A 22,714-nucleotide genomic window follows, 5' to 3' on the forward strand; every position below is an offset into this window, starting at 1 on the left:
AAACATCCCCCGGATAACCGGAATACAGGAGAGGCTGATGTCTGTGAAAGCCATTGGGACATACGAATTCGAAACACTGGATGGCCAGGAAAAATTCCACGGCAATCAACTGGTTTATATCAACTGGGAACGTCATCTGATGTTTTGTTCCCCCGTCTGTCTGCCCTTGCCGCCGGAACTGCCCTTCGGCGCGCTGGTGGATGAGGTTCTGCCCGGCATATATAGCCAGCATCCGGATTTTGAAAAGATTGACTGGGCAGCGGTGAGCTGGCAGCACAACAATGATCCCTTTACCCCCGATCCGCAAAAATCGCTGGCAGAAAACGGCATTACCCATAAGGACGTGTTGCGTTTCACGACGCCGGGCCTTGACGGTATAAAAGGGAGCGGTTCCTGATGACCTGGCAGTTGACCATAGAACCCATTGGCGAAGTGGTCGAGGTTGAAGAGGGCCAGACCATTCTGGATGCCTGTCTTCGGGCGGGGATTTATATTCCCTATCAGTGCAGCCACGGCCTGTGCAGCACCTGCAAGGTGGATGTGCTTGAAGGGGAGGTGAATCTGGGGGAGGCGTCGCCCTTTGCATTGATGGACTTCGAACGGGATGAAGGCAAGGCTCTGGCCTGTTGCTGTACCCTGGAAAGTGATGCGGTGATTGAGGCGGATATTGAAGAGGATGAAGACGCCCGTTACCTGCCCATTGGGGATTATACTGGTACCGTGTCCAGCATTACCGACCTGACGCCGGACATTAAAGGCATCAGGATTGCCCTGGAGGGATCGGGCCTGGAGTTCCAGGCCGGGCAATATATCCAGCTTGACATTCCGGGGGTTGAGGGGGCGCGGGCGTTCTCGATCGCCAATCCCCCACAGCACAATATGGAAATCGAACTGCATGTGCGTTTGGTGCCTGCTGGTGCGGGGACCACGTATCTGCATGAGCGTTTGAAAGTCGGCGACCGGCTGACCTTTTCCGGGCCCTATGGGCAGTTTTTTGTCCGCAAGTCACAGCAAAAACCGATGATTTTCATTGCTGGCGGGTCGGGGCTGTCCAGTCCCAAGTCAATGATCGAGGATGTGCTGGCCGAAGGCACGGATCAGAAAATCTACCTGTTTCACGGGGTCAGAGCCAGATGTGATCTGTATTACGAGGCGTATTTCCGGGAATTGGCCCAGCAGCATGACAATTTCACCTATATCCCGGCACTTTCGGAAATGGCGCCTGATGATGACTGGCAAGGCGAGACGGGGTTTATCCATGAGGTGGCAGAGCGTTTCTTCGGAGGGGAGTTCAAGGGCCATCAGGCTTATCTGTGCGGCCCACCGCCGATGATCGAGGCGTCCATTCGTGTGCTGATGAAAGGACGCCTGTTTGAGAAGGATATCTACATGGAAAAGTTTCTGACCCGGGAAGACGGGCAGGAAACCAAAAAGTCCCCCTTGTTCAAAAGGATCTGACATGGCGTCCAATGCGGATTTTCAGATTGCTATCGAAGGGGTCAGGGAAAAAATTCCGTGCCCTCGGGACCGTTCGGTCCTGGTGGCGATGGAGGCCCGGGGGCTGGCCCGCATTCCCGTGGGATGCCGGGGCGGCGGCTGTGGCATCTGCAAGATCAGGGTTGTTTCGGGCGATTATCGGACGGGCCGGATGGCCGCCTGTCATGTCACCGAGGAAGAGCGCCGACAGGGTTATGTGCTGGCCTGCCGGCTTTATCCGAACAGTGATCTGATCATTCGTCTCAGAACCAAGAACCGGGGGGTGATCACCCCGGCGCTGTTAGGGAAACACGGAACAGGGAACGTTAGCTAAAGGAGAACAGAAATGGCAATGACGGGAGTTTTACGTCCGGGGTTCGCCCAGATCAGGGTGCTGGACATGGCGGAGGCGCTGGTTCATTACCGGGACCGGATCGGTCTTGATGTGGTCAGTACCGGCGAGGATGGCCGGGTGTACCTCAAGGCCTATGATGAATTTGACCGCCACAGTATCGTTTTGCGGGAGGCGGATACGGCGGGCCTTGACGTGATGGCGTTCAAGGTGGTGGACGAGGCAACGCTGAAGGAACTGGAGCAAAAGCTCACCAACGAAGGCATGGATGTCAGCCATATCCCCGCCGGCGAACAACCCGGCGTCGGCCGGCGCATCAGTTTCCGGGCGCCCACCGGGCACCGGTTTGACTTATATGCGGAAATGGAGTTGTCCGATAAAGGGCCGATGACCAGCAACCCCGATGTGGTTCAGGAGGACCTGCGGGGCATGAAGGCCATCCGTTTCGACCATTGCCTGCTGTATGGCGGGGATATCGACGGCACCAAACGGGTCTTTGAAAACGCCCTCGGGTTCAGGATGTCGGAATGTGTACGGGACGAGAATGGTATGCTGATTGCCATATTTCTGACCTGTAGCACCAAAGCCCATGACCTGGCGCTGGTGCGCCATGAGGAGGACGGCAAACTGCACCATGTTTCTTTCCTAGTGGAAGACTGGACCGCCCTCAGGGATGCGGCCGACATTATGACCCGATATGACATTTCCGTGGATATCGGTCCGACCCGTCACGGCATCACCCGCGGCCAGACCATTTATTTCTTTGATCCCAGCGGCAATCGTAACGAGGTGTTCGCCGGCGGATATGACTATTATCCCGACAATCCGCTCCGGGAATGGAAACTCGATGAAGTCGGCAAGGCGATTTTCTATTACGAACGCCAGTTGAACGATCGCTTTATGACAGTAGTTACCTAAAAATCGTCTGACTACAGCGGGCTGGTTTCCGGCCGCAGGCCCAGGCCGGGCCGGAGACCAGCCAACTTTTTGAACAACAACCCCATATTACAGGAACAAGCCATGTCTTATAAAGCCATGTCACATAGGGACGTTCTGCATTTTATCAATGGCGAATATACCCCTGGGACCTCCGGCCTGACATTTGAGAATATCTGCCCGGTGGACGGGCAGGTGATCGGCCGGGTGCATGAAGGCAAGCGGGATGAAGTGGATGCGGCGGTACAGGCGGCTCGAGCGGCGCTTAAGGGGCCGTGGGGACGCATGAGCATGGCGGAGCGGGGAGAGATTCTGCACCGGGTGGCGGATGGAATCACGGCCCGGTTTGACGAATTTCTTGAGGCCGAGTGCCTGGATACCGGCAAACCGCGCAGCTTGGCCAGCCATATCGACATTCCCCGCGGGGCAGCCAATTTCAAGATTTTTGCCGATCTGGTGAAAAATGTGCCGGAGGAAAGTTTTCATCTGGCGACCCCGGACGGCGCCGGCGCCCAGAATTATGGCATCCGGGTGCCAAAAGGCGTGATCGGGGTGATTTCACCCTGGAATTTGCCGCTGTTGCTGATGACCTGGAAGGTGGGGCCGGCACTGGCCTGCGGCAATACGGTGGTGGTCAAACCTTCCGAGGAAACGCCGCTGACCACGGCGCTTCTTGGGGAGGTGATGAATGACGCCGGAGTCCCCAAGGGGGTTTATAACGTGGTGCACGGGTTTGGCCCGGACAGTGCCGGCGCGTATCTGACGGAGCATCCCGGTGTGGACGCCATCACTTTTACCGGCGAGACCCGGACCGGCACGGCCATTATGAAAGCAGCGGCAGTAGGTGTGCGTGACGTGTCCTTTGAACTGGGCGGCAAGAACCCGGCCATTGTGTTTGCGGACTGTGATCTGGACAAGGCGATTGAGGGGACCATGCGGTCGGTATTTGCCAATTGTGGCCAAGTCTGTCTGGGTACCGAACGGGTTTTTGTGGAACGCCCGATTTTTGATGAATTTGTGGCCCGCCTCAGGCAGGGGGCCGAAGGTCTGAAACTGGGGCGTCCTGAAGATGAAACGGTGAATATGGGGCCGTTGATCAGTAAGGAACATCAAAAGAAAGTGTTGGGATATTACGATCTGGCCCGCGAGCTCGGGGCGACGGTGGTGACCGGCGGCGGTGTGCCGGACATGCCCGAAGATCTGCGCGGCGGGGCCTGGGTGGAGCCCACCATCTGGACCGGTCTTGGTGATGACAGCCCGATCATGAAGGAAGAAATTTTCGGCCCCTGCTGCCATATCAGCCCGTTCGATAGTGAAGAGGAAGTCATCGAACGCGCCAATGACACGGTTTATGGCCTGGCGTCGGCGGTATGGACCGAAAATATGTCCCGCGGCCATCGGGTGGCGGCGCAGATCGAGTGTGGGATTTGTTGGGTCAATAGCTGGTTCCTGCGGGATCTGAGGACCGCTTTCGGCGGCAGCAAGCAATCCGGGATCGGTCGTGAGGGCGGGGTGCACAGTCTGGAATTCTATACCGAACTGAGAAACATTTGTGTGAAGCTTTGAGGATAACATGACAGTGGAAACAGAAGAGATTGAATGCGCAGCGGCGCAGTTGCGTTCGGCGCAGGCGTCGGGCACACCCTGTGCGCCCTTGCGGGACTATGTTGCGGCGGATGATATTGACGCGGGCTATGCGATTCAGGACCTCAACACGGAACATGCCTTGGCGCAGGGGCGGCGTCTGGTGGGCCGCAAGATCGGGCTCACGTCACGGGCGGTGCAGGGACAGCTGGGCGTGAGCCAGCCGGATTTCGGCATGTTGTTTGAGGATATGGCTTATGCGGACGGCGAAGAGGTGCCGCTCAGCCGGCTGTTGCAGCCCAAAGTGGAGGGAGAGGTGGCCTTTGTTCTCAACAAGGATCTTGCGGGGGAAGCACTGACCCTGGCGGACGTAATCGGCGCCATTGATTACGCCCTGCCGGCGCTCGAGATTGTCGACAGCCGCATTGCGGACTGGAAAATCAGCATTGCCGACACGGTGGCGGATAATGCCTCTTCGGGGCTGTATGTACTGGGGTCCCGCCCGGTGAGGTTAGGTGATTTTGACCATCGCCTGTGTGGCATGGTGATCGAACATCAGGGGGAGCCGCTATCTACCGGGGCGGGACTGGCATGTCTGGGCAATCCGCTCAACGCCACGCTGTGGCTCGCCCGGGAAATGGTCAGGCGGGATCGCCCGCTTCAGGAAGGGGACACGGTGCTGTCGGGGGCGCTGGGTCCTATGGTCACCGTATCGGGACCGGGGGTGTATGAGCTGCGCATCTCGGGACTGGGAACGGTACAGGCAAGATTTACACAGGATTAGACTGTCATGAACAAGATCAAATGTGCCATTATCGGTTCGGGCAATATCGGGACCGATCTGATGATCAAGATAATACGGACCAGTTCGGTTCTGGAAATGGGGGCCATGGTGGGGGTGGACCCGGCCTCGGACGGGCTCGCCCGGGCCGTGCGTCTGGGGGTGCCGGTGACGTCTGAGGGCATCGAGGGGCTGATGCGGATGCCTGAATGGGCGGACATCCGCATTGTGTTTGATGCCACTTCGGCCTACGCGCATCAGAAGCATGACGAAATCTGCCGGGCGGCGGGTAAGGTTCTGGTGGATCTGACCCCGGCGGCGATCGGCCCTTATACGGTGCCGGTGGTGAATATGGAGGCGCATCTGGACGAACCCAATGTGAATATGGTGACCTGCGGTGGTCAGGCGACCATTCCCATTGTGGCAGCGGTGGCCCAGGTGGCGCCGGTGCATTATGCCGAGATTGTGGCTTCGGTCTCATCCCGGTCGGCGGGACCGGGCACGCGCGCCAATATTGACGAATTCACCCAGACCACGGCCCGCGCCATCGAGGTTGTGGGCGGGGCGAAACGCGGCAAGGCAATCATCATTCTCAACCCGGCGGAACCGCCCATGATCATGCGCGATACGGTGTTTACCCTGTCCGATATGGCGGAGGAAGCGGCGGTGGAAGCCGCGGTTGAAAAAATGGTTCGGCAGGTGCAGTCCTATGTGCCGGGTTATCGGCTGAAGCAGAAGGTGCAGTTTGAACGTTTCGGGTCCAACAATCCGCTGAAAATACCGGGATATGGGGAATTTGAAGGGCTCAAGACGTCGGTGTTTCTGGAAGTGGAGGGCGCGGCCCATTATCTGCCAGCTTATGCGGGCAATCTTGATATTATGACCTCGGCGGCCCTGGGCACCGGGGAGCGTATCGCCCGGCGTAAATTCGCCGTGGCGGCCTGAGGAGAACATCATGACGAAAAACAACACTGCGGTGCCGCCCAAACTCTATATTCAGGATGTGACCCTGCGCGACGGCATGCACGCCATCCGCCATATGTATGGTCTGGACCATGTGCGCCAGATTGCCAAAGCCCTGGACGAGGCCGGGGTAGACGCCATTGAGGTGGCGCATGGGGACGGTTTGGCCGGGTCCAGTTTTAATTACGGTTTCGGGGCCCACACCGATTGGGAGTGGCTGGAGGCGGTGGCCGAGGTTTTGCAACGAGCCACCCTGACCACCTTGTTGCTGCCGGGGATTGGTACCGTCAATGAACTGCGCCGGGCCTATGATCTGGGGGTGCGTTCGGTGCGCATTGCCACTCATTGCACCGAGGCAGATGTGTCAAAACAGCATATCGAAATGGCCCGTGAGATGGGTATGGATACGGTCGGTTTTCTGATGATGAGCCATATGATCGAGCCGGCAAAGCTGGCCGAACAGGCGCAACTGATGGAAAGCTACGGCGCGACCACCATCTATGTGGTGGATTCGGGCGGGGCGCAGAACATGGATGATGTGGCGGCGCGCATGCAGGCCTTTGAGGCGGTGCTGAAGCCCGAAACCCAACGCGGCATCCATGCCCATCATAATCTCAGCCTCGGGGTGGCCAATTCCATTGTGGCCGTCCAGAACGGCGCGGTACGGGTGGATGCGTCGTTGGCCGGCATGGGGGCCGGAGCCGGCAATGCGCCGCTGGAAGTGTTTATTGCTGCCGCCGATCGCTTGGGCTGGGATCATGGCTGTGACCTGTTCAAGCTCATGGATGCGGCGGAAGATCTGGTGCGTCCCCTGCAAGACCGGCCAGTGCGGGTCGATCGGGAAACGCTCAGCCTCGGTTATGCCGGGGTTTACTCTTCTTTCTTGCGCCATGCTGAGACGGCGGCGGAAACCTATGGTCTGGACGTGCGTGAAATCCTGGTGGAACTGGGCCGGCGCAAGATGGTGGGCGGTCAGGAAGACATGATCATTGATGTTGCCCTCGATATTCTCAAGGACAAAGAAAAGGAGAGTGCCTGATGGCCGATCTGGAGGAAATTGCGAAAATTGTTGATGATGCCGCGCGTTATGCGACGGCGATCCCTCAACTGTCTGAGACCGGTTATGATCTTACTCTGGAAGAGGCTTATGAGGTGCAGGCCCTGTCCCTTGCCCGACGTTATGAGCGCGGCGAGCATCAGGTGGGGGTCAAGATGGGTTTTACCAGCCGCGCCAAAATGGTGCAGATGGGGCTGGAGGAGATGATCTGGGGCCGTCTGACCAATACCATGCTCATAGAGGATGGCGGGGAGATCGACCTTGCGGACTATGTGCATCCCCGGGTTGAGCCGGAAGTCTGTTTTCTGCTGAAGAGGCCGCTGGAAGGTATTGTCAGCCCGGCGCAGGCGCTTGAGGCCGTGGAAGCCGTGGCGCCGGCATTGGAAATCATTGACAGCCGGTATGAAAATTTCAAGTTCAATCTGCCGGATGTGGTAGCGGACAATACTTCGACATCGAGTTATGTAGTGGGCCCCTGGTGCCGTCCGGATCTGGAAATTGACAATCTTGGTATGGTGATGACCTTTGACGGTGAGCCGGTTCAGATCGGATCCAGCGCCGCCGTGCTGGGACATCCGGCGCGGGCCCTGGCCGGGGCGGCGCGTCTGGTGGCGGAAGCCGGCGGGCGGCTGGAAGCGGGTTGGGTAGTCATGGCTGGCGGGGCCACCGCGGCCGAGGCGTTGACCCCCGGCGTGCGGGTACGGTTGGAGGCCGAAAAAATGGGCCGGGTCAACTTTTCGGTGAAAGCAGCATAGGCCCGGCGGCAGGCCCAGGAGGGTTTCAGGTGCCGACCCTGAGCGGCGCGACAAGCCCCCGCAAGGCGGCGATGACGCTTAACGCCGTGATCTTGCCGGTACCGGGATTCTCTTCGGTCGGGATATTCTCGATGGTCAGTTCAAACCGGGCGCTGTCCGCATCCACAAAAATAGTGTGGGTGTTGCGATCTTTTGTGGGGTCGGCCCAGATTTCCAGATAGGTTTTGTCCGGCCCCACGCCCGCCAACCCGAGGGCGGCGGCCACATTCACATTGGAGGGAAATTTTTGCGCGCCGTCGCGGGCGGTGCCGGAAAAAATGCGCAACGGTTCATCAAGCGTGGCAATATTAATGTTGTTTTTGACAATATAGTCCGCGCCGGCCAGGGACTTTGGCGGTTTGCGGGTAACCATGCGGACGGAATGAATGGTGCCTTCGGCAGCCGCTCTGACGGCGTCCAGCCCCAAAAGCGCGCCGGTGGCCAAAATGATTTTGCCGCCATTATCCCGGGCCAGGTCGATAACCTCGGGATGAGCCAGCACTGCCGCCCCGCTTACCGTGACGAGGGTTTTTCCGGCTTTCAGGGCCGGGCCGGCGATGTCCATAAAAACAGCCGTCGGGGCACATTCTACAATGATGTCCGCCATTTCGGCCATTTCTTTGGCCGAAACAACAGGCACCGGGGTGGTGAAGTCTGCCATTGTTGCAAGGGCCTTTCCCGGGGTGCGGGTGCAGACCCCGACAAGTGTGAGATGTTCCACGCCCTGGTCTAGGGCCCTGCCCACCGCCTTTCCGATGGTGCCAAATCCGGCTATTCCGACTTTCATGAGTCCGCTCTTCGTAAAGTTCAAGATGAAGGCAGGGGCCGTAAACAGTTCCGAATGACCCTTGCCGGCGTATGATTCTTTTTTATAAATACAAAAATATTTAATTGTGCACAAATTAAAAAGAATGTACTTTGAAAAAATACTCTGATAAAGATGTCAGGAAATTATGCATGGGAAAGCCGGAAAATACGTAAAAAATATACGAATAAAACGATGCGGAAAGAAAAACACTGATGCCGGCCAACTTATATGAAGTTCACATCACGTGATGATGTTATTAGATCGTTAGGAAGAAGAATGGAACTATGGTCTGACTTGCTGCCTCTGGTGGGTATGATGCTGGCGACGGGACTTGTCGGGGGAATTCTGGCCGGTCTTTTGGGGGTCGGGGGCGGTATTGTGATTGTCCCGGTTCTGGAATTGGCTTTGGGCATTTTGGGGGTTGACCCCTCGATCCGGATGCATATTGCCGTGGCCACCTCCTTATCTACCATTATTCCCACCTCTATTTCATCTTCCCGCGCCCATAAAAAGAAAAATTCGGTTGATACCGCCCTGGTCAGAAAGTGGGGGGGCTATGTGTTTCTGGGGGCGGCGTTGGGAAGCTGGCTGGCGGCACAGGTGGACAGTGTTGTTCTGGCAGGGATTTTTGCCACCGTGGCGTTGCTGGTGGCGTTGAAGATGTTATTACCTTTGGGGAACTGGACCATTGCCCGGGATGTGCCCAAGGGCGGTGCGTCCTATCTGGTGCCGACCGGAATTGGTACTGTGTCAAGCATGATGGGAATTGGCGGAGGAACCCTGAGCGTGCCGGTGCTCACGCTGTTGAACCAGCCGATTCACCGGGCGGTGGGATCTGCGGCACTTTTTGGCTTGTTGATCAGCATTCCTGGCACCGTTGGTTTTATGATCAGCGGATATGGCGTGCCCGGGCTGCCGCTGGGCAGCATCGGCTATGTCAATCTTCTGGGATTTATCATTATTTCCCCGGCCACCATTCTGGCCGCCCCTTGGGGAGCGTGGATTGCTCACAGCCTCAGCCAGCGTCATCTGAGTATGCTGTTCGGGTTTTTCCTGCTGATCGTTTCGGCAAGAATGTTTTATCGCACGCTGATGGGGTAACCTTGGTAGGTTTAGAGTGTTTTGCGCATTGAGGGGCGTCATCTACCATGTGTTAGGTTTTCAATTCCGAAGAGCCTGCGTCATCGCGAAACCCGGTAGGGGCGTGGCGATCCATAGACAGCAGTATTGTCCTGTGAATCAGGGATTGCTTCGCTTGTGCTTGCAATAATGACGATGCCATCTTATCAAGAATTTATGCTCCCCGCTTAATCCCGGTCCCGGTTGTGGGCCGGGATCACGCCCCGGATTTGGACTTGTTGAGATATTCCATGGCGTTCACGCTGGAATTGGCGACATGGTTGTGCATCGCTTCAAAGGCCCGGTTCATATCTGCCGCTAGGATGGCGTCCACAATGTCCCGGTGTTCCTGATAGGAGGCTTTCATCCGGTCCCGCACCTTGAAAAACACGCTGCGACGGAAGGGCGCCAGGCGATGCCAGAGATTGGAGGCCATGCCCGTCAGGCTTTCATTGTGGCAGCCCCGATAAATCATGGCATGAAATTCCGCATTGATTGAAGAATAGGTTTTTTCGTCATTCCTTTTCAGTGCCTTGTCAAATTCCTCCAAAAAGCCTTCCAGTTTTTTGCGTTCAAGTGTGCTCATCCGCAACGCCGAGAATTTGGCACAAAGGGCTTCCAGCTCCACCAACGCCTCAAACATATCAGTAAGCTGGTCAATATTCAGGTCGACGACAGTAACCCCCTTGCGGGGTTTGATTTCAACCAGACCGGTTGAGGCCAACTGCCGTAGCGCATCCCGCACGGGGGTGCGGGAGACAGAAAACTGGTTCGCCAGACTTTGTTCCTCGATTTTCTGGCCGGGGGCCAACGTGCCGGAAAGAATTTGTTCCGCAAGCTGCTGGCAAATGGTTTCCGATATGGTTAAATTCATTGAACTGTTCCCTCTCAGTCATTTCAACCCGAAATGAAGCCACACACAAATTCTGGGGATCTACCGTCCCGACGACCAAAATCAGCTAAGCGCCCGATGGGTATGACCTGATCCAGATCCTCTTGTGCAAATAATACTCTCAAAACTGAACACAGTATACAAATAAACACGCTTGTGTTCCAGAGGCAGTATTTTGTTTTGCTAAACCCCCATCCCTGTCGATTATTGAGGTGTTGTTAACAGGAGATCCTGCAAGACATAGCAGGCCGTTCTTGTCAAGACAAGCGGGAACAGGCCCGGGTCAATCTATTCACAATTCACTCTAGAGATCAATCTCGATCACCCCGCCTTCCTGCTTCGCCCGAGAGGAACATAGAATGATATGGGTTGCGCGTTCTTTGGCGGAAAGGACAAAATCCCGGTGTTCCACCTCGCCGGAAACCAGGCCGCATTTACAGACGCCGCATATACCGTCGGAACATTTCATCGGCACATGAATCCCCTGTTCGGCCAGCACGTCTGTAATGCGTTTTTCCGCCGGGACCGGGATGTCGCGCCCGGACCGGACAAGACGAACCGTAAAGCGGTGATTGACATAATCGCCCGTTTCAGGCACGGAAAAATATTCCTTGTGAAGGGCGTCTTCGGGCCAGCCCAGTGCAGAGGCGGTGTCCAGCACGGCGTTCATATACCGATCCGGGCCGCAGGTATAAAGATGAAATCCTTCCTCATAACCCTCAAGCAATTTGTCCAGGTCCGCGCGGCTGCCCTCATCCGAAAAATGCAGATGTACCCGGTCCGCCCAAGGCACCGTGGCAAGATCGGACAGAAAAGCGGCGCTCTGGCGCGAGGCGCAGGAATAATGCAGGGTGAACGCTGCGCCCAAGGCATGAAGCCGATAGGCCATGGCCATCAGCGGCGTGATGCCGATTCCGCCGGCCATCAGCAGGCTTTTCTGGGCGTCCTCCTGGAGCGGAAAATGATTGACCGGCCGGGTGATGAAGACCTTGCGGCCTTCTGTGAAAATGCGATGCAGCAGCTGGGAGCCGCCGGTGCCGCTCTCCTCGCGCAATACGGCGATGCGATATTTTGAGCGGTCCGCCGGATCGCCCGCCAGGGAATAGGACCGGATGAATTCGGGGGCCACGACCACATCCACATGAGCCCCCGCCTCAAAAGCCGGCAGCGATGCCCCATTCAGGGAGGTGAGATCATAGCTGATGATATCTGCTGTCTCTCGTTTGACCTTGGCCACTTTGACCCGCAAGACGGGAGGGGGCCCTGGCGGTAATTTGTATTCATGGGCAAGCCCATCCACCTTGCCGTGGCGCAGCCGGTCCCGGTAGGTTTCGGGAGACAACAGGTCCCGATATGCCTGAATACCTTTTTCCCTGTTCATGGGAAAGGTATAGGGCCAGGGTGGCGGGGCCAGATTGGCCGGATAGACGGCCAGGGTCTGGTCTTCGAATTTCAGGTCCAGATCCGGTTGCAGATCGCGTTTATTCACCTCATGTCGGCTGGGGGCGTAGGGACCTTCGTCTTCCATTTCCAGGTCCCACCACCATTTTTTGACCGGGTTAAGACGGCCGCGGCCTAATGTGTCATCAAGGCGGGCCAGGGTCTTGGCAAGAACCGGGACATGGCTGGCGAGCCAGCGAAAGGGGGCTTCCGCAAACAAACCTTCCAGATTCCATGGACAGGTTTTCATGCAGCGCCCGCACATGGCGCCATTCGGCTGACCGACGCGATACTGGGTGCAGCGCTGGCTGTCGGATTTCCAGATCTCGTAGCCATTGAACATTTTTTTCGGGCCGGCCGTGATGGCGCCGGACGGGCATTCTCGGGCGCATTTGTTGCAGTTGTTGCAGAAATTCTGTAACCCGAAGTCAATCGGCTTGTCATGTTTGAGGGGCATATCCGTGGTAATCACGCCGGATTTGAGGCGGGGGCCCAGAAACGGATTGAGGATCACTTCGCCAATGCGGCTGACTTCCCCCAGGCCGGACAACAGCAGCAACGGCGGTTGCAATACCTCGCCATCCATTACCGAATGCACCCGAGCGGAATAGCCCAGGGCGCGAATCTGGTTGGCGATCACCCCGCCCAGCAGGGAAAACCGCAAATAGGCCCGCATGGATTGGGAACAGGCAATCCAGTCGTCTCCCGATGCGCCGTCCATGGTTTCGTGCCCCTGATCAATGATGACGGAAATGGCGTTTTGGTGATAGGGCGTGATGGGCTCTCCCAGTGCATTGTGACTGTAATAAACCCAGTCCGGACAGCGCGACAGACCCACCGCATCAGCCCCGAGGAAATACAGGGCCGCCTTAAGGTTCAGGCTGTTTTGTTCCGGCGAACGGGCTGTTTCAGAAATCGTCTCCGCCCTGGGGCCGTCCTGCAACAGGACAAAAGCCGCCAGCGCCCGCCGGGCAGCAAAGGAAATCGGGCTTTTGCGCACATAATTGCCGTTCTTGGCTTTTTCCTGAAGCGTTTTGCCCATATCGCCAAACAGGGCGCGGGCGAACATGTCGGTTCTTTTGGGTACCCGGGGCACGCGGGCTTCGTCAATAAAGGTGGTGGGGGTTTCGACGCGGTTAATTTTTTCAAAAGGATGTTGTCCGTCGGCAAAGCGGCGCCGGGCAAAGGCCTCCCGATTAAAGGCATTTTTGGCAAATCCCTTGCCCACCCACCAGGCGGGGCCGTGACTGTGCCAGCGATTCCACATGTTACGCGGGGCCAGGGGCCGGTCCGGGCTTATATCCAGTGTGGTGGTGACGGCGGCAATGCCAAACCGCCGGCCCAGATAGGGGTTTTCGATACAGGGACCATCAGGACTGTGCACCACGTCGCCAAGTCCGGCGGCGATAACCAGTTTGTTGAGATCCACATCGGAAGCCGATCCGGTATGTCCCCGGGCTTCCCAACCCAGCAGCCGAATATAGTTGGACAGGACAATGGCGGTTTCTGCACCCCTGAGTGCGGCCCGCTGGGGCTGAGCCTCCCGGATCCAGGCCGTTCCTGGCTCATTTGGGGCCGGGTCACGGGGATATTCATACAGAAAAACCAGCGCATGAGTATGATGGGAAATGTCACGGGGCGGGGCTTCCATCGTTTCGCGCAATTCAGCCATCACCACGTCGATGCCGGAAGCCAGGGTTTCGGTCTGTCTTGTTTTCAGGTCCTCGGCAAGTTTGTCGACCCCCGGATTGACGAGAGGTTCTTCCAGAAACATGTCAGGCGTCAGCCGGCAGATTCCCACCTGGCTTGCGTCACAATAATAGCCGAAAGCCTTGAGATGGGCGGCGCGTTCCTCAAGGTCGTCTGGAATGACGGCGCGTTCTTTTTTCACCAGGCCGTCGCGAATGGCATCCATCATGGCCTGATAGTCCCGCATGGCGTTGACCAGGCTCAGGGGGTCTTCCTGGCGGACAAAGGAGACCGGCACCATGGGCGGCACGGCGGACAGGTCGGGGAGCCCGGAGGTTCGCTTCAGGCGTTCCAGCGGATAGGGGCCCAGATGAACCGGCCGATCTTTATAGGAAAAAAAGCGCATCTTTCCGGCCCCTGTCTATGAAGAGCGCCCGTTTTGGGGGTCGCCTGTCCACGGTTTGATCGTCATCTTTTGATCACCATTTTTTAATCACCTGCGTCTTTTAATCACCTGCGTCATGCTGTTTTGGTCCCGTTCCGGTCATGAGAAGCCCACTCTAGATTCTGGGGATCAGATTCTTGGGATCAGATTCTGGGAATCGCCGTATCTTCTCCCTCCATCAGTTTGTCAATCAGCCGGTAGAATTCGGCCAGTTCCTGTTTGGTGAGTTTGGATTCGAAATGCCGTGCGGTGGCGGCCGCATGTCTTTTAACCTTTTGCAGGATGGATTGGCCTTTATCGGTCAGCTCAATACAGGTGGCTCGCCCGTCTCCGCTATGGGGTTTTTTGATGATCAGCTTATCTTTTTCCATATCCCGCAACAGGCGGGAAATTATGGATTTCTCCACCCCCAGATAAGCGGCGATGGCAGAAGGAAAAACGATCTGTTCCAGGCCCACAGCGCACAACACGCACCAGGTCAGTCGGGAAATGCCGATGGGAGAGATGGCTTCCTCGAAATGTTTTTCATTGATACGGGACAGCCGCGACAGGCGGTATCCGTAACTTTCATGAAGACGATATGAGATGTCCTGTGTCATTAGTTGACAATGTAAACTATATAGTTATCATTGTCAATAAAATCGTACATTTAAATACACAGGAGGCAAGCACACAGGAGGCCCATAGGGGTGTTCGCTCCGAAACATCAGGGGGTGATAGATTTGACTATCTTGTAGAGATAAATTTGGGTAGACAAGAGAGCGAGCTCGATCGATATATTTTCTGCTCATCGAAAAGACAGCCATATGCAGAACGGATCATCTTCATGAGGCCTGGCCCGAATTACACAGATCTAAACCGTATTTACGAAGGGTTTAACGAAGCATATTCGTCTGAACCTGAACGATATGCCGTGTTAAGTTTCCAGTCGTCCGGTGACGTGCATAACGGAATTCGCCTTGACTTAAACGATGAAATGGCCAAGGGATATTGGGAACTTCTACGTCCGCATCGGGATTTGCTAATCTGTATTGCCGACGGCATGTATCATGCAGATTACCGGCAGACCATCCTGCCGCGTCGTGATATCATTTCCCTGCGTTTTCTGCTGTCCGGCAGTCTGGCGTTTACCTTTGACAAGCTGGGGAAGGTTGATGTGCCGCAAGCCAGCGTGTCGGTCCTGTACACACCGGAAGATAACCCTTTTGATCTGTTCATTGATCGGGGCAGTCACTTGTGCTCTGTAACCCTTCATTTGCATCCTGATATGTTGCGTAATCATTTTGGTTTGGATCGGCGCAGGATTCCTGCAAGCCTGGAAGATGTCATTTATGGCGGTAAACTGGATAAAAACCTGTATAACCTTCCGTTGTCAGCGGCGACAATGAATATTGTTCTGAGTATGATGAACGCCCCATATCAGGGAATGCGAAAACGTATTGTGGCCGAAGCCAAAACCGCCGAGTTGATCTGTCGTCTGTTTCAGGAAATCGAAGAGGGCGCGAACGCTGGTTTCCGCTCGCTTGCCTCAGAAAATTCTCCGAACATTTCACTCAAGCAGAAGCTGTTCACAGCGCAGAAAATTCTGATCGAAAAACATCAGAATCCGCCCACTCTCGCCAGTCTGGCCCGTGAGGTGGGGCTCAACCGTAATACACTGAGTGCCGAATTCAAACGGCTTTTCGGGCATACTGTTTTTGAATTCTGCCAGGCCTATCGCATGAATAAGGCCCGCGAATTTCTACAGGACAGAAGCTTGAGCATATCCCAGGTGGCCGAGCGCGTCGGATATGAACATCCCACCAATTTTACATCAGCTTTTAAAAAACATTACGGGGTGTTGCCAAAAGCCATGCGTCCGGCTGATTAGGGATGTGTTTTTGGCGTGAATTGTGAATAGGTTGTCTCAATTCACTCTAACCATCAAGTCTTTCGCTGAGGGGGCAGGGGTCGGCGATTCGGAAAATCCCCATATTGTTGGCTTTTTCAGACGGGTCTGGCTTCAGGCGGCTGGGCCGATCTGTTGTGATCCTTTGCCCGTTGTATTCACAAAAATGTATGTCCAGAAATTGATGATTGCATCATTTATTGTGCGGATCGCATCATTATTAAAATTTAATTTCGATTATAGTCGCCTCTCAATAATTAAAAAACTTCACGAATAAACAATTGTCAAGGTGCGTACTTGGCGCCTTCCTAACATAAATTGAGAGGTCGAGGAAAACATGACATATTACCACACGAGGAAGTTATTGAATGTTACGGCGCTATCCACTTGCGTGCTGAGCGGTGCTGCCGTTCTTCCCGCATCTTCCATCGCGGAGGAGGCCGCTGCTGACATGGCCTTTGAGGAAATCATTGTGACGTCTCGCAAAAGGACGGAAACCATGCTGGACGTGCCGATCAGCATCAATGTGGTTTCCGAAGCGTCTCTGGAAAAACTCGGCGCCAATGATTTTACCGACATTCTGGGCACGGTGCCGAGCCTGACTGCCTATCAGAATGGTCCGGGCCGTACCCGCATCACCATTCGCGGCGTGTCCAATGGCGGCGGCAATGACAACGATACCCAGAACCAGGAAACCGTCGGGGTGTATCTGGATGAAATCCCGATTTCCATGGGCGCCATGAACCCGGAACTGAACTTGTTTGACCTGGAACGGGTCGAGGTGTTGCGAGGCCCCCAGGGTACGCTTTATGGCGCCGGGTCCATGGCCGGTACCATTCGCCTGGTGTCCAAAAAGCCCAATCTTTCGGAGATTGAAGGCAAAGCAGAGGTCAGCCTGTCCACCATTAGTGAAGGCACGGAAAATTACTCCGTGAAAGGTCTGATCAACATACCGGTAATCCAGGATAAATTCGCCCTGCGCACCAGCGGGTATTATCTGAGCAAAGGCGGGTATATCGACAATGTTCTGGAAGGACACGAAGCGAAAGACCTTAATGATGGTTCTTCCAAGGGACTGAAAGTGGCCGGGCGCCTGCAGGTCAGTGACGCCCTTACCATCGACCTGTCTTTCATGCATCACGATTATTCTGACAATGGTCGCCCCGAAGACGTGGATTCCGCCCCGGAACTGAGCCGCAATTATCCGTCCTTTGACGGGTATGACGACGAGATGCAGATCTATAACATGACCATGACTTATGATCTGGACACGGTGGAACTGGTCTCTTCCACCTCTTATTTTGATCGGGAAATTGTCAATCCGCGTTCCCTGGACCAGTTTTTCCAGCTAGTGCCCGGGTTTGGCGATCTGACGCCGCACGAGTTGATCGACATTACCGAAACGGAAACCTTTGTGCAGGAAGTGCGGGTTTCTTCAACCACCGACAGCCCGCTGCAATGGACCGTTGGCACCTATTTCGATCAGAAAGACGTGTTTTATCGCAACACCTGGCCGGTCCCGGGCTCCGACGAGATCCTGCCCGCGCCAGCCAGTGACTTCGGGGCGCCGGCCGACCATCTGTATTTCGGCACCGATGACCTGACGGTCAAGACCTTTGCGATATTCGGCGAGGCTTATTACAGCTTTGACCGCTTTACTCTGACCGCGGGGCTGCGTTATTTCAACTGGAAACAGGACATCGAAACCTATGTGTCCGGCATTCTGGCCGGCGGTGGCGAACTGGATACCCCGCCCCAGGGCACGGCCGATGGCATCAATCCCAAACTGAACCTGTCCTATGACGTAACCGACGACATGCTGGTTTATGCCCAGGTGGCACGTGGTTTCCGTTATGGTGGGGTGAACGCCACCATTCCGGAATCCGAATGTGCCGCCGACCTGGAACAGGTGGATATTTCCGTCGAAGACACCAAATTTTTTGATCCGGACAAAACCTGGAACTATGAACTTGGTACCAAGGGGCGCCTGTTTGACGGCAAGGTGATGGTCAATGCAGCCTATTTCCTGGTCAAATGGAACGATATGCAGACCAGCCGCCGTTTTGAATGTGGGTTCGGGTTCCGGGAAAATGTCGGGGAAGCCACCAGCCAAGGGGTAGAACTGGACCTGACGGCGAACCTGGCCGAGGGCCTGACCTTTAACGTGGGGGGCTCCTACATGCGGTCCGAGCTGGACGAGGATGTGCCGAATCTCAGTGCGGTAAAAGGCGACCGGGCTCCTTATGTACCGGAATTCAGCATGAATGCCACTCTGGAATATGTCTATCCGCTGGCGGATGACATGGATGGTTTTATCTGGATGAATTATCAGCATGTAGGCCATCGCCAGACCGAATTTAACTCATCACATCCCGATTACCGGGACATGGAGGCCTATGACCTGGCCAATGTCCGGGTCGGGGTAACCTGGGAAGATCTGGAGATTTCCCTGTTCGCCAACAACCTGTTCGACAGCCGTGGTGTGGTGCGGGCCCTGCGGCGCAAACCGTTTGATCCGGACGGCGCGATCCGGGTTGAGCCGAGAACACTGGGAATTACCGTTCGCGGTTATTTCTAAGCTTTCTTGCAATCATGTCCCGGGGACCATCGGTTCCCGGGATAGCTTTTGGACCAGATATATCTTTCTGCCTTTCGTGGCATACCCTAGGTGATGAATGCCGACTCCCCCGATTGAGATCCGCAATGTTGATATTTTTGACGGTCTGTCCCCGGACCTGAAAAAAAACCATCATCTTTTGCTCGAAGACGGTAAAATCCGGGCCATCTCCAGACACGAGATTAACGCGCCGGGTGCAACGGTGATGTCCGGCGCGGGCCAGACCCTGATGCCGGGTCTGATTGATGCCCATTTCCATGCCTGCCTGGTGCAGGTGGACGGGTATCGCCTGGATAACCTGCCTCCGTCCCTGATGTTTGTGGCGGCGGGCCGGTTGTTGGAAAATACCTTAAGACGGGGCTTTACCACCGTGCGGGATGCCGGCGGCGCCGATTTCGGTCTGGCCGAAGCGGTCCGCCAGGGGCTGATCAACGGGCCGCGTCTGTTCATCGCTGGCCGTCCCTTGACCCAGACCGGTGGTCACGGGGACGGCCGCGCCCGTCATCTGGCGGAACCCTGTTTGTGTGGGACACCGCATCATACCCTGATCCGGGTGGTGGATGGGGTCGACGATATCCGCAAGGCCGCCCGGGAAGAATTCCGACGGGGTGCGGACCAGTTGAAACTGATGCTGAATGGCGGGGTATCGTCAAGCGGCGACCCCGTTTGGCTGTGCCAATTCAGTGACGATGAAATCCGCGCCGCGGTCGAGGAAGCCCGGCGCCGGCGGTCTTATGTGATGGCGCATCTGTATCAGGACGCGCAGATTCATAAAGCCGTCTCGCTGGGGATTCGCTCGGTGGAACACGGAAATTTCCTGCGTCCGGATACCGCCCGTTATATGGCGGCGCAGGACGCGTTTCTGGTGCCTACCTTGGTCACCTACCAGGCGCTGCGGGAACATGGCGCATCTTTCGGGTTTACGGAAGATAATTTCGCCAAGCTGGACGAGGTGCGGGCGGCGGGTCTGTATTCCCTGGAACATGCCATGGCGGCCGGGGTCAAGATCGGTTTTGGTACCGATCTTCTCGGACAGATGCACCGCTACCAGTGTGACGAATTCCGGATCCGTGCCCAGGTGCAAAGTCCGTTTGACATCCTGAAATCGGCAACGTCGGTCAATGCCGAACTTCTGGGCCGGGCGGGCGAACTGGGCGTGGTGGCCGAAGGCGCTTGCGCCGACCTGATCTTGATCCGGGGCAATCCTCTCAAGGATCTGTCCTTGTTTGACGAAACCGGCAGCCAGATCTCGGCTGTTGTCAAGGCGGGGCGTGTGGTATGTCAAACGGGATCGGGATCATAACATCGGAGGAGGGGAGAGATGATGAAACATATGCTGAATATGATCCGGGTGGGGCTGCTGCTGGCAGTCTGTGGCGTGGCCGGGGCTCAAGGCCAGCCCGCAGAGAGTGACCCGCCCGTAGAGATTGAGATGAACACCACGGCGGGACAGGTCCGGCTGGAACTGTATCCCGGCCGGGCCCCGGTGACCGTGGCCAACTTCCTGAAATATGTGGATGGGGGGTATTATGACGGCGCGAGTTTTTACCGGGTGGTGCGTCAGGACAACCAGGCCAAGACCCCCATCAAGATCGAGGTGATCCAGGGGGGGCGGGGGTTTGCCGCCGCGGCAGAGGCGCCGTTTGCGCCCATTGCCCATGAAACCACAAAACAGACGGGCCTACGCCATACAACGGGGGTGATTTCCATGGCCCGGCTGGATCCCGGCACCGCCACATCGGAATTTTTTATCTGTGTTACCGATCAGCCGGCGCTGGATTATGGTGGCCGGCGTAATCCGGATGGTCAGGGCTTTGCCGCCTTTGGCAAAGTCATTGACGGCATGGATGTGGTCCGACATATTCAGGGCTTGCCAACCATTCCGCCGAAAAAGGGGGAACAGGACTATACCGGTGGGCAGATCCTCAAAGACCCCGTCCGGATCCTTGAGGTGCGCCGGGTTCAATCCAGATAACATGTGGGCCGTTTGCCAAAGACAGATTGTTAAAAGGTAAGGAAACAACATGATCAGAACATTATTTGCGTTATGCCTGTGGGTGGTTTGTATCACGCCTGTTGCGGCAGCCGGCGAAATGACGGACGCAGAAAAAAACATACATGCGGTACTGGATGATTTTCATGATGCGGCAGACAAGGGGGATAAGTCCCGTTACCTGAATCATTTTGCTGACAATGCGGTCTTTCTGGGTACTGATGACTGGGAACGCTGGCCATTGCCGGAATTCGCCGATTATGTGAACACGCGGTTTAAAGACGGCAAGGGTTGGTCCTATAAACCGGTGCAGCGCCATGTGGCGTTTTCCGAGGATGGCAGGACGGCGTGGTTTGATGAGATCACCGTATCGGAAAAGTGGGGCCGGTTCCGCGGGACAGGGGTACTGCTGAAAGACGGAAAGGACTGGAAAATCGCCCATTACGCTCTGGCCATTCTGGTGCCCAATGACTCCATGGAGGACATCGCCACTCTGGCCAAAGAAGGCTACGCCAGACAGGAATAAGGCGTAGCCTTCTTTTGTTGGGACAGGGGATAAGGATTACCCGGCCTTGCGGCGGTTCCAGGCTTCCACCAGGGCCCTTGCTTTGGCGGCATCTTCGATTTCCGGGAAGAAATCCTGCGTCTTGGGGAAATTGCCAAAAAAGTGCCGGTCCGCAAAAGCCCTGTCCCGGGCGGCCTGCATCAGCATGATGGAGCCGGCTTCGGTCAGCGGTTCCAGCAGAATGTTATTGAAGGTATAGGCATATTTACCAGCCGAATGCCACCAGTCGTTGTTGACTTTGTCCATCCAGTTTTCGTCGAAAACGTTGTCGCCGCGGGCCATGACCTGATCCGCCATATATTTGGCGTTCCGGCTGGCATGATTGCCGCCCTGACCACCGATCGGATCAAAGGTGACGGCGGTATCCCCGATGGGCATCACCAGACCGCCGGACGGCAACCGGCCGAATGCCTTGCGTACGGTCGGGGGAAACCGTCCCTTCAGCCAGCCATAGGGATCACCAGAAACAAACCGCATGCCTTTCACGCGTTCCCATTCCCAGGGTGCATATTGTCGGATGAAGCTTTTGGCTTGTTCGACGGCTTCTTCCCCGCTGCTGACATCCCCGAAAACATCCATTGCGCCGCCTGGCCGGGCCTCAAACAGCACACACCAGGTGGCCCCGGCGGTCTTGTGGGTATAGGGGACCCAGAAATATTCTCCGGTATCGCCATAAAAATTGAATTTGACCGGCCGGAAATCCACCTTGTCGTCCCAGCCGTCAACCCCTTCGGCGATGATCATGCACAGATTGCGCTGGGGTTTGTCATAAACGCTTCTTTCCGGATCGCGCGGGATGACGGCCCCCAGATCTGCCTTGCCGGCGGCGAGCACGGTAAGGTCCGAGGCCAGCGCAATCTCATCAAGGCGTTGGGGGGTCACGGATTCAATTACCAGTGTGCCGCCGCGTTTTTCAAGATCCTCCAGCCAGCGGCTGACCCGCAGGCGCTGATCAATGGCGCCGCCGCGGTCCAGAAAACTGCCGGCCACCTCAATATGGGTTTCGCCGTTGATTTCGGGTTTGAAATCCAGCAGCACCCCCCCGCCATCAAACATGGTGTCGGACCAGTAATCCATGCCCAGCTCCCGCTCGATGTCGATCACCGATCCATACAGATAGGCCGTGCCCGTCGGCGGGCAGTGGTTCAGCCATTGATCGGGGGTCTTGTCGGAATATACCGTGACATCATATCCCTTGCGCAGCAGCGCATACGCGAAAATTAACCCTGCCGGCCCTGCGCCGATTACCGATATTTTTTTCATCCTGTGTCTCCTTGACTGATCAGACATGTTCTGTCCGTGCAAGGAAAACAGA

20 protein-coding genes are annotated in these 22,714 nt (G+C 56.2%); 15 read left to right on the forward strand and 5 right to left on the reverse strand.

Features of this window, described 5'->3' with window-relative positions:
* The first annotated feature begins 37 nt into the window (after nt 1-37).
* From FE788_RS01190 to FE788_RS01230, 9 genes are all read left to right on the forward strand, one after another.
* A complete protein-coding gene (locus tag FE788_RS01190) occupies nt 38-397 on the forward strand; it encodes a phenol hydroxylase subunit P4 (protein WP_138378923.1) in 360 nt (119 codons plus the stop codon).
* Nucleotides 397-1,458 (forward strand): NADH:ubiquinone reductase (Na(+)-transporting) subunit F, encoded by a 1,062-nt coding sequence (locus FE788_RS01195; RefSeq protein WP_138378924.1) that lies wholly within the window; start codon nt 397-399, stop codon nt 1,456-1,458. The genes FE788_RS01190 and FE788_RS01195 overlap by 1 nt, the downstream gene beginning before the upstream one ends.
* A 1-nt stretch (nt 1,459) precedes the next feature.
* On the forward strand, nt 1,460-1,810 hold the full coding sequence (locus FE788_RS01200; RefSeq protein ID WP_138378925.1) for a 2Fe-2S iron-sulfur cluster binding domain-containing protein: 351 nt from the start codon (nt 1,460-1,462) through the stop codon (nt 1,808-1,810).
* A gap of 12 nt (nt 1,811-1,822) precedes the next feature.
* Nucleotides 1,823-2,746, forward strand: coding sequence for a catechol 2,3-dioxygenase (locus FE788_RS01205; protein WP_138378926.1), 924 nt, complete (start codon nt 1,823-1,825; stop codon nt 2,744-2,746).
* A 102-nt stretch (nt 2,747-2,848) separates the two neighbouring features.
* Nucleotides 2,849-4,330, forward strand: a complete 1,482-nt coding sequence (locus FE788_RS01210) for a 2-hydroxymuconic semialdehyde dehydrogenase (RefSeq protein WP_246057954.1) — start codon at nt 2,849-2,851, stop codon at nt 4,328-4,330.
* A gap of 7 nt (nt 4,331-4,337) precedes the next feature.
* Nucleotides 4,338-5,132 (forward strand): 2-keto-4-pentenoate hydratase, encoded by a 795-nt coding sequence (locus FE788_RS01215; RefSeq protein WP_138378927.1) that lies wholly within the window; start codon nt 4,338-4,340, stop codon nt 5,130-5,132.
* Between the two features lie 6 nt (nt 5,133-5,138).
* On the forward strand, nt 5,139-6,074 hold the full coding sequence (locus FE788_RS01220) for an acetaldehyde dehydrogenase (acetylating) (RefSeq protein ID WP_138378928.1): 936 nt from the start codon (nt 5,139-5,141) through the stop codon (nt 6,072-6,074).
* Between the two features lie 10 nt (nt 6,075-6,084).
* Nucleotides 6,085-7,131: a 4-hydroxy-2-oxovalerate aldolase gene (dmpG, locus tag FE788_RS01225; RefSeq protein WP_138378929.1), complete on the forward strand. Its 1,047-nt coding sequence runs from the start codon at nt 6,085-6,087 to the stop codon at nt 7,129-7,131.
* Entirely contained in the window at nt 7,131-7,904 is a 774-nt protein-coding gene (locus FE788_RS01230) for a 2-keto-4-pentenoate hydratase (RefSeq protein ID WP_138378930.1), read from the forward strand. Before dmpG ends, FE788_RS01230 begins: the two co-directional genes overlap by 1 nt.
* A gap of 25 nt (nt 7,905-7,929) precedes the next feature.
* Here FE788_RS01230 and FE788_RS01235 read toward each other — a convergent pair whose 3' ends face one another.
* The gene (locus tag FE788_RS01235; RefSeq protein WP_138378931.1) at nt 7,930-8,730 is read right to left on the reverse strand and encodes an aspartate dehydrogenase; all 801 of its coding nucleotides are present in this window, start codon (nt 8,728-8,730) and stop codon (nt 7,930-7,932) included.
* Between the two features lie 297 nt (nt 8,731-9,027).
* Here FE788_RS01235 and FE788_RS01240 point away from each other — a divergent pair, with 297 nt between their 5' ends.
* Nucleotides 9,028-9,852 carry a sulfite exporter TauE/SafE family protein gene (locus tag FE788_RS01240; RefSeq protein ID WP_138378932.1) on the forward strand — a complete coding sequence of 275 codons (825 nt, stop codon included), beginning with the start codon at nt 9,028-9,030 and terminating at the stop codon, nt 9,850-9,852.
* Nucleotides 9,853-10,087: 235 nt separating this feature from the next.
* On the opposite strand, the gene FE788_RS01245 is transcribed toward FE788_RS01240, so the two are convergent.
* From FE788_RS01245 to FE788_RS01255, 3 genes are all read right to left on the reverse strand, one after another.
* Nucleotides 10,088-10,744: a GntR family transcriptional regulator gene (locus FE788_RS01245; RefSeq protein WP_138378933.1), complete on the reverse strand. Its 657-nt coding sequence runs from the start codon at nt 10,742-10,744 to the stop codon at nt 10,088-10,090.
* A 322-nt stretch (nt 10,745-11,066) separates the two neighbouring features.
* Complete coding sequence (locus tag FE788_RS01250; protein ID WP_138378934.1) at nt 11,067-14,297, reverse strand: reductive dehalogenase; 3,231 nt, start codon at nt 14,295-14,297, stop codon at nt 11,067-11,069.
* A gap of 182 nt (nt 14,298-14,479) precedes the next feature.
* Entirely contained in the window at nt 14,480-14,935 is a 456-nt protein-coding gene (locus FE788_RS01255; RefSeq protein ID WP_138378935.1) for a MarR family winged helix-turn-helix transcriptional regulator, read from the reverse strand.
* A gap of 227 nt (nt 14,936-15,162) precedes the next feature.
* Between FE788_RS01255 and FE788_RS01260 the strand changes: the two genes are divergently transcribed.
* The 5 genes from FE788_RS01260 (at nt 15,163) to FE788_RS01280 (ending at nt 21,360) form a co-directional block, all read left to right on the forward strand.
* A complete protein-coding gene (locus FE788_RS01260) occupies nt 15,163-16,206 on the forward strand; it encodes an AraC family transcriptional regulator (protein ID WP_168190209.1) in 1,044 nt (347 codons plus the stop codon).
* 355 nt (nt 16,207-16,561) lie between these two features.
* On the forward strand, nt 16,562-18,802 hold the full coding sequence (locus FE788_RS01265) for a TonB-dependent receptor (RefSeq protein ID WP_138378937.1): 2,241 nt from the start codon (nt 16,562-16,564) through the stop codon (nt 18,800-18,802).
* Nucleotides 18,803-18,899: 97 nt separating this feature from the next.
* On the forward strand, nt 18,900-20,144 hold the full coding sequence (locus tag FE788_RS01270) for a metal-dependent hydrolase family protein (protein ID WP_138378938.1): 1,245 nt from the start codon (nt 18,900-18,902) through the stop codon (nt 20,142-20,144).
* A gap of 18 nt (nt 20,145-20,162) precedes the next feature.
* A complete protein-coding gene (locus FE788_RS01275; protein ID WP_210414077.1) occupies nt 20,163-20,816 on the forward strand; it encodes a peptidylprolyl isomerase in 654 nt (217 codons plus the stop codon).
* Nucleotides 20,817-20,865: 49 nt separating this feature from the next.
* Nucleotides 20,866-21,360, forward strand: a complete 495-nt coding sequence (locus FE788_RS01280) for a nuclear transport factor 2 family protein (RefSeq protein WP_138378939.1) — start codon at nt 20,866-20,868, stop codon at nt 21,358-21,360.
* 36 nt (nt 21,361-21,396) lie between these two features.
* Here the strand turns inward: FE788_RS01280 and FE788_RS01285 are convergent, their stop codons facing one another.
* The gene (locus FE788_RS01285; RefSeq protein ID WP_168190210.1) at nt 21,397-22,662 is read right to left on the reverse strand and encodes a styrene monooxygenase/indole monooxygenase family protein; all 1,266 of its coding nucleotides are present in this window, start codon (nt 22,660-22,662) and stop codon (nt 21,397-21,399) included.
* Nucleotides 22,663-22,714: the final 52 nt, after the last annotated feature.

Origin of the sequence: Luteithermobacter gelatinilyticus (assembly GCF_005849285.1) — a bacterium.
Classification (GTDB): domain Bacteria; phylum Pseudomonadota; class Alphaproteobacteria; order Sphingomonadales; family Emcibacteraceae; genus Luteithermobacter; species Luteithermobacter gelatinilyticus.